Source organism: Arthrobacter sp. R4, assembly GCF_051365025.1.
Classification (GTDB): domain Bacteria; phylum Actinomycetota; class Actinomycetes; order Actinomycetales; family Micrococcaceae; genus Arthrobacter.
This window is the reverse complement of the sequence record NZ_JBLWIJ010000040.1, coordinates 1-6,479: the sequence shown is the minus strand read 5'-3', so window position 1 is coordinate 6,479 and position 6,479 is coordinate 1. Positions and strand designations below refer to the sequence as shown.

Genomic DNA, 6,479 nt, shown 5'->3' with positions numbered 1-6,479 from the left:
CCTCCGCGAGGAACGTCGTCGGCGGGTAGTGCAGGTCCATCGCGACCGTCAGTTCGCCCTTGTCCTTATAGGACTGCGGCAAAAGTGCCACGGCAGCAGCATCAGGCTGGATGCCTTCCGAAATATCGGTGGTGTTGTTGGTCTTTGACTCAGATCCCGGAGCGCTGGTGGCCGCGCCGCCACAGGCGCTCAGGGCGAATACAACGGCGATCCCTGCGGCTGCCGTCTGGATTTTGTTGATGGTCTTCATCGTGCTTCCCTTCGAATGGTTTCAGCAGAGGTGCTCTGCTGAGATGGGGGCAGGCTTTGGTGTTGCTCCATGCGGGTTGTGATCAGGATCTCGTTCCGCATCTACAGCAATGCAACCGGTCAGATCGCAGATTGTCAACAATTGACGATAAATAAATCGAGTATTTTTTTGTCGCTCCCTTGTTGCGAAAGAATCTCACTAACAAACTGTTGACAATCTACAATCATCGGATCTACAGTCGAGAAAGAGCGGGAATAGAGCCTTTTGGCGAACCCAGGAACCCGCTGGCGCAGACCACAGGAAGGCGGCAGGCCACACATCCGGGCCTCCCGTTCAAGACGCAACAGAACGGACGAATCATGGCAGCTACGAATAACCGGCCGAAGTACATCTCCTTTGATATCTACGGCACGCTCATCAACTTCGATATCGATCCCACCACCCGCCGCCTGCTGGATGGCCGCATCTCTGAAGAGCAGTGGCCAACCTTCAAGAAGCAGTTCCGCGGATACCGGTTCGACGAGGTCCTTGGCGATTACAAGCCTTACGAGGCGATCCTTCAGGATTCCTTTGACCGCGTGTGCAAGCGGTGGGGCATTGGGCCGACCCCTGGTGCCGGTGCCGAGTTCGCTGAGGCAGTACGCGGCTGGGTTGCGCACGAGGACGTGCCGGCTCCGCTGAAGCTCATGGGCGATAACTACCAGCTGGTGGCGCTGTCCAACGCAGACGACAGCTTCCTGGACATCAGCATTCCCAAGCTCGGGGCCGACTTCCACGCCGTGTTCACCGCCGAGCAGGCCCAGGCCTACAAGCCGCGCTACCAGGCCTTCGAGTACATGCTGGACACCCTGAACGCGAAGCCGGAGGACTTCCTTCACGTCTCCTCGCACACCCGGTACGACATGCACCCGATGCACGACATGGGCTTCCGGAACCTCTGGATGCTGGACCGTGGCTATGACCCCATTGGCGAGGGCTACGACCTCACCACTGCTAAGTCCCTGGACGAGATCAACAAGCACCTCGGTCTATAACCGATTTCGAGGCGAAAGGTCAAACCGTGAAACTCATTCCTTACTGGCTGGACACAGCCCAAGCATCCGGAGACTACCGGCAGACTCCGGTACCGGAAAACGTCGATGTGGCAATCATCGGCGCCGGATTTACGGGGCTGTCCGCGGCCCTGGAATTTGCCAAGCAAGGCGCCACCGTTGCCGTTTTCGAAACCCACACCGTGGGGTGGGGCGCATCCGGCCGCAACGGGGGAATGGCGACAACCGGGTTGGCCATCAGCTTCAGCACCGCGGTCAAGCGCTACGGCGCCACCCGTGCCGTGGAGATGTTCCAGGAATACAACGATGCCATCGACACCATCGAGAAGCTGGTGCATGACAATGGCATCGACTGTGATTACAACCGGTTTGGAAAGCTCTCGCTGGCCTTCCACAAGTCCCACTATGAGGGCTTCCTGAAGTCGCAGGAGAAGCTGGCCAACCTGGCGGACCATCACGTCACCGTGATCCCGAAGTCCGAGATCCACAGCGAAATCGGCACGGACTTCTACCAGGGCGCAATGGTTGACCCGCTGGGAGCGGGTCTGCACGTTGGCAAGTTCGTGCATGGCCTGGCCGGGGCCGCCGTTGCCGCCGGGGCTGATATCTGCGAGAACGCGGCAGTAACCGAGCTGAAAAAGGTCTCGGGCACCGTGCATGACGTGCACACCACCCGGGGCATCACCAGGGCCAAGCAGGTCCTGGTCGCCACCAGCGGTTACACCGGCAACATCACGCCGTGGATGCAGCGCAGGGTCATTCCGGTGGGCAGCTTCATCATTGTCACTGACCCGCTGCCCGAAGACGTGGTCAACCGGATACTGCCCAACCGCCGTCAGGCCTCGGACAGCAAGATGCTGACCTACTACTTCCGGATTACCCCGGACAACAGGCTTCTCTTCGGCGGCCGAGCGCGTTTTGCGCTGTCCAGCCCCGACTCGGACGTCAAGAGCGCCGAAATCCTGCGCAAGGCCATGCTCGAGCTCTTCCCCTACCTCTCCAATGCCAAGGTGGACTACATCTGGGGTGGCCTGGTGGACCTTTCCATGGACCAGATGGTCCACGCCGGCGTCCACGACGGACTCTACTACTCCCTCTGCTACAGCGGACACGGCGTGCAGATGGCCGCCCACATGGGCAAGAGGATGGCCCACTACATGGCCGGGGACAAGTCCGCCAACGTTTGGGAAGACCTGAAGAATCCGCCCGTGCCGGGCCACTTCGGTCCACCGTGGTTCCTGCCCTTCATCGGCGCAGCGGCAAAAATCATCGACCGGGTCAAATAGGCAGGGTAAGGGTTCCTATGCTTTCATCAACGACCGCGCCTCAAGCGCGCCCAAAAACAGCTGAGGAAACAGGGTACGGCCGCGTCAACGTGGCCAGCCTTCCTGGCGGTGCCTTTTTCGAAGGCCAGTGGCAAACCACTGATATGACCATGGAAATACGGGATCCCGAAGATGGCATCCTGCTTGGCCGGGTCTGCATTTCAACACCGCAGGACGTGCGGCGCGGGATCGCGCACATCCACCGCCACCTCCAGACTGACGAATGGCCGCTGCGTTCACGCCGCGTGGCGCTGGAGAATGCGGTGCAGCTTCTGGGCGAGCAGTCCGAGCGGTTCTCGAAGATCATTGCGGCGGAAAGCAGCAAGACGATCGTCGAGGCGGAGCGTGAGGTGCGGCGTTGCATGGAAACCCTCCGGCTTTCCGCCGCCGCTTCGACCGAGCTCACCGGGGAAACGCTGGGCTTTGATGACAGCATGGCCGGGGGAAACAAGATCGGCTGGTACAGCCGTAAGCCGGTGGGGATCGTCGCGGCGATCACCCCCTTCAATGATCCGCTGAACCTGGTGGCACACAAACTGGGCCCGGCCCTCATTGGAGGCAACGGCGTCGTGCTTAAGCCTTCGGGCCGCACGCCGCTGTCCGGGCTGGCACTGGTCCAGCTGCTGCTTGAAGCGGGTGTCCCGTCGGGCCGCATTGCGGCGATCGTTTCCGGTCCGGGCGTTTCTGAAGCGCTGGTGACGGATCCGCAGGTGGATCTGATCTCCTTCACCGGAGGTCCCCGGACTGCGGACCGCATTGCCGCCGCAGCAGGCGCCAAGAAGATCATCTCGGAACTCGGCGGCAACAATGCCACGATTGTCTGCCCGGATGCTGACGCTGCCCACGCAGCCAAGGCGATTGTGGCCGGAGCGTTCGGCGTTGCAGGCCAGAACTGCCTGTCCGTGCAGCGCGTCTACGTACATATCTCGCTGTTCGAGCAGGTCCTCGGACTTGTCATCGACGGTACCAAGGCGCTCAGGACAGGGTCGAAGCTCGACCGGAACACCGACGTCGGTCCTCTTATTTCAGAGGATGAGGCCCGTCGGGTCGAGGAATGGGTGGAGGAGGCAAAAGCTGCCGGGGCCACCGTACACACCGGTGGCAAACGAAGGAGCGCCTACTACGAACCCACGGTCCTGACCGATGTACCTTCGAAATGCCGGGTGATCCGGGAGGAAGTGTTCGGGCCGGTGGTCAGCATCATGCCGTTCATTGAAGCCCAGGACGCCATTTATGCAGCGAATAATTCCGAATTCGGTCTCCAGGCGGGTGTCTTCACCCAATCCATCGACCTTGCGATGGCCATCGCCGACCGGTTGCACGTCGGCGCCGTGGTCATCAATGAGACCAGCGACGTCCGTATTGATTCAATGCCGTTCGGCGGATTCAAGAAGTCAGGCGTAGGGCGCGAAGGCGTCAAGTACGCCGTCCTGGAGATGACTGAACCCAAGAGCACCATCATCAACCTCGGAGAGCCGGCCCGCCGGCAACAACCGGGCTGGCTGACAGAACGGACACCATGACCAGGCACAGCATCGCAGTAATTGCCGGTGATGGCATCGGGAATGAAGTTGTTCCTGCTGCCATCGAATGCCTCGAGCGGATCGCAGCGGTCCATTCCCTGAACCTGGAGTTTACGTACTTCGGGTGGGGATCTGACTACTACGGCCGCCATGGACGCATGATGCCCGTTGACGGACTCGAACAGCTTGCCAGACATGACGCCATCTTCCTCGGCGCAGTCGGTTCACCGGACGTCTCCGATGCTGAGTCCCTCTGGGGGTTGCTCATCCCCATCCGGCGTGAATTCCAGCAGTACATCAACCTGCGTCCGGTCAAAACGCTCGACGGCGTCGCATCACCTCTTGCGGCAAAGCATCCGATCGACTTGCTCATCGTCCGGGAAAACAACGAAGGCGAGTATTCGGAGGTCGGCGGCCGGATGTACCGCGGGTTGCCGCACGAGAGCGCGGTGCAGGAGAGTGTGTTTACCCGGCTGGGAGTTTCGCGGGCAGCACATTTCGCATCGGTTTTGGCGGCATCCCGCCGCGGGCACCTGACGTCCGCCACTAAGAGCAACGGCATTGTGCACACCATGCCCTTCTGGGACGAGATCGTCGAGGAGACGGTGCGTGGATATCCCGGCGTGACCCTGACCAGCGAACTGGTGGATGCCCTGGCCGCGCACCTGGTCCTGAAGCCCTGGACCTTCGACGTCATTGTGGCGTCCAACCTCTTCGGCGACATCCTCTCGGACCTGGGCAGTTCGGTGACGGGCTCCATCGGCCTGGCTCCCAGCGCCAACCTGAACCCTGAGGGCAACTTCCCGTCCCTCTTCGAACCGGTCCACGGTTCCGCCCCGGACATCGCCGGCAAGGGCCTGGCAAACCCGGTAGGCCAGATCTGGTCCGGTGCAATGATGCTGGAGCACCTCGGCCACCCGGAAGCGGCAGCCCACCTCCAGGCCGCATTTGAGGCGGCGCTCCGGGACGGCTTCGGCACCCGGGACGTCGGCGGAACGTCGTCGACGTCGGAATTCACAGCCGCCGTCGTTACCTCCATCGATGCTCTGTCCGCCAACTACACGCTCAGCTCCGGCCGAGTGGCGGCGTCATGACAGGTGCTGCAGGAGGCAGGCGGCCTGTGGTCGCAGCGCTTTACCGCGAGGCGCTGCCGCCCCGGCTTTCCGAGATCGAGGAGTTGGCCGAAGTCAGGCTGACTAAGGCAGACGGCCTGGCATCGGCGATGGACGGCGCAGACGTTCTGTACCAGTGGCACTCCTTCTCGCCGGCCCTGCGGGAGAACTGGGGTGCGGCCGCCTCGTTGAAGTGGATCCATGTGTCGGCGGCCGGTGTGAGCCAGTTGCTTTTTGACGAGCTGATCAGCAGTGACGTGACCTACACGAACTCGCGCGGCGTCCTCAGCACGGCTATCGCTGAGTTTGCCCTCGGCTTTGTGCTGGACATGGCCAAGGACACGCAGCGTTCATATAGGTTGCAGCAGCAACAGCGCTGGCAGCACCGCGTTTCCCGCAAGATCCAGGGCCAACGCGCTTTGGTAGTGGGCACCGGATCCATCGGACGTGAAATCGGCAGACTCTTCCGCGCCGTCGGAATGAAAACGGACGGTGCCGGCCGGACAGCCCGTCCCGGGGATGCCGATTTTGGCCGCATCCACGCCTCCGGCGAATTGGCTGGGATTGTCCATGAGTACGATTACGTCGTCCTCGCGGCCCCGTTGACGGCCGAAACCAAGGGACTGGTTGGCGTTGAAGTCCTTACCGCGATGAAGGCATCCGCCAGGCTGATCAACGTAGGACGAGGTGAACTGGTCGATACAGCCGCACTCACTGAGGCGCTGACCTCAGGTTCCATTGCAGGTGCCGCCCTGGACGTTGTCCACCCGGAACCCCTGCCCGAGGGACACGCTCTCTGGGACATGGACAACGTCATCATCACCCCTCATATGAGCGGGGACACGGAGGACTACCTCGAGGACCTCGGCAAGCTTTTTGTGGAAAACCTGAAACGGTACTGCAACGGCGAACCGCTGCAAAACGTCGTGGATAAGTCCCTCGGATTCGTCTCGACTCCCGAGCCCTCGCTCACCCGATAAGGAATACCGCTATGACCACGTCAACGACGACGACGCTCACCCGGATCAGCCACTTCATCAACGGTGCCGAGACTATCGGCGAGGGCGATCGCACGCAGCCGGTTTATAACCCGGCCACCGGTGCCGTGTCCGGGGAGTTGCGGCTGGCGAGCCGGGCGGACCTGGACGCCACGGTGGCCGCTGCCCGCGCCGCCGCCGATACCTGGGGTGACATTTCGTTGGCGAAGCGGACCGCGG

The 6,479-nt window shown here is 61.7% G+C and carries 6 protein-coding genes and 1 pseudogene; 6 read left to right on the top strand and 1 reads right to left on the bottom strand.

Annotated elements, in window-relative coordinates; genetic code table 11:
* A pseudogene (locus ACLKOZ_RS20770) lies at nt 1-250 on the bottom strand (ABC transporter substrate-binding protein); the annotation flags it as partial.
* A gap of 359 nt (nt 251-609) precedes the next feature.
* Between ACLKOZ_RS20770 and ACLKOZ_RS20765 the strand changes: the two are divergent.
* The 6 genes from ACLKOZ_RS20765 to ACLKOZ_RS20740 all read left to right on the top strand — a co-directional run.
* Nucleotides 610-1,284: a haloacid dehalogenase type II gene (locus ACLKOZ_RS20765; RefSeq protein WP_436477962.1), complete on the top strand. Its 675-nt coding sequence runs from the start codon at nt 610-612 to the stop codon at nt 1,282-1,284.
* Between the two features lie 26 nt (nt 1,285-1,310).
* The gene (locus ACLKOZ_RS20760) at nt 1,311-2,588 is read left to right on the top strand and encodes an NAD(P)/FAD-dependent oxidoreductase (protein WP_436477960.1); all 1,278 of its coding nucleotides are present in this window, start codon (nt 1,311-1,313) and stop codon (nt 2,586-2,588) included.
* Nucleotides 2,589-2,731: 143 nt separating this feature from the next.
* Nucleotides 2,732-4,150: an aldehyde dehydrogenase family protein gene (locus tag ACLKOZ_RS20755; RefSeq protein ID WP_436477958.1), complete on the top strand. Its 1,419-nt coding sequence runs from the start codon at nt 2,732-2,734 to the stop codon at nt 4,148-4,150.
* On the top strand, nt 4,147-5,244 hold the full coding sequence (locus tag ACLKOZ_RS20750; protein ID WP_436477956.1) for a tartrate dehydrogenase: 1,098 nt from the start codon (nt 4,147-4,149) through the stop codon (nt 5,242-5,244). The genes ACLKOZ_RS20755 and ACLKOZ_RS20750 overlap by 4 nt, the downstream gene beginning before the upstream one ends.
* Nucleotides 5,241-6,242 (top strand): D-2-hydroxyacid dehydrogenase, encoded by a 1,002-nt coding sequence (locus ACLKOZ_RS20745; protein WP_436477954.1) that lies wholly within the window; start codon nt 5,241-5,243, stop codon nt 6,240-6,242. Before ACLKOZ_RS20750 ends, ACLKOZ_RS20745 begins: the two co-directional genes overlap by 4 nt.
* Nucleotides 6,243-6,253: 11 nt before the next feature.
* Nucleotides 6,254-6,479, top strand: a 226-nt coding sequence (locus ACLKOZ_RS20740; RefSeq protein WP_436477952.1) for an aldehyde dehydrogenase family protein, incomplete at its 3' end; no start/stop codon positions are given.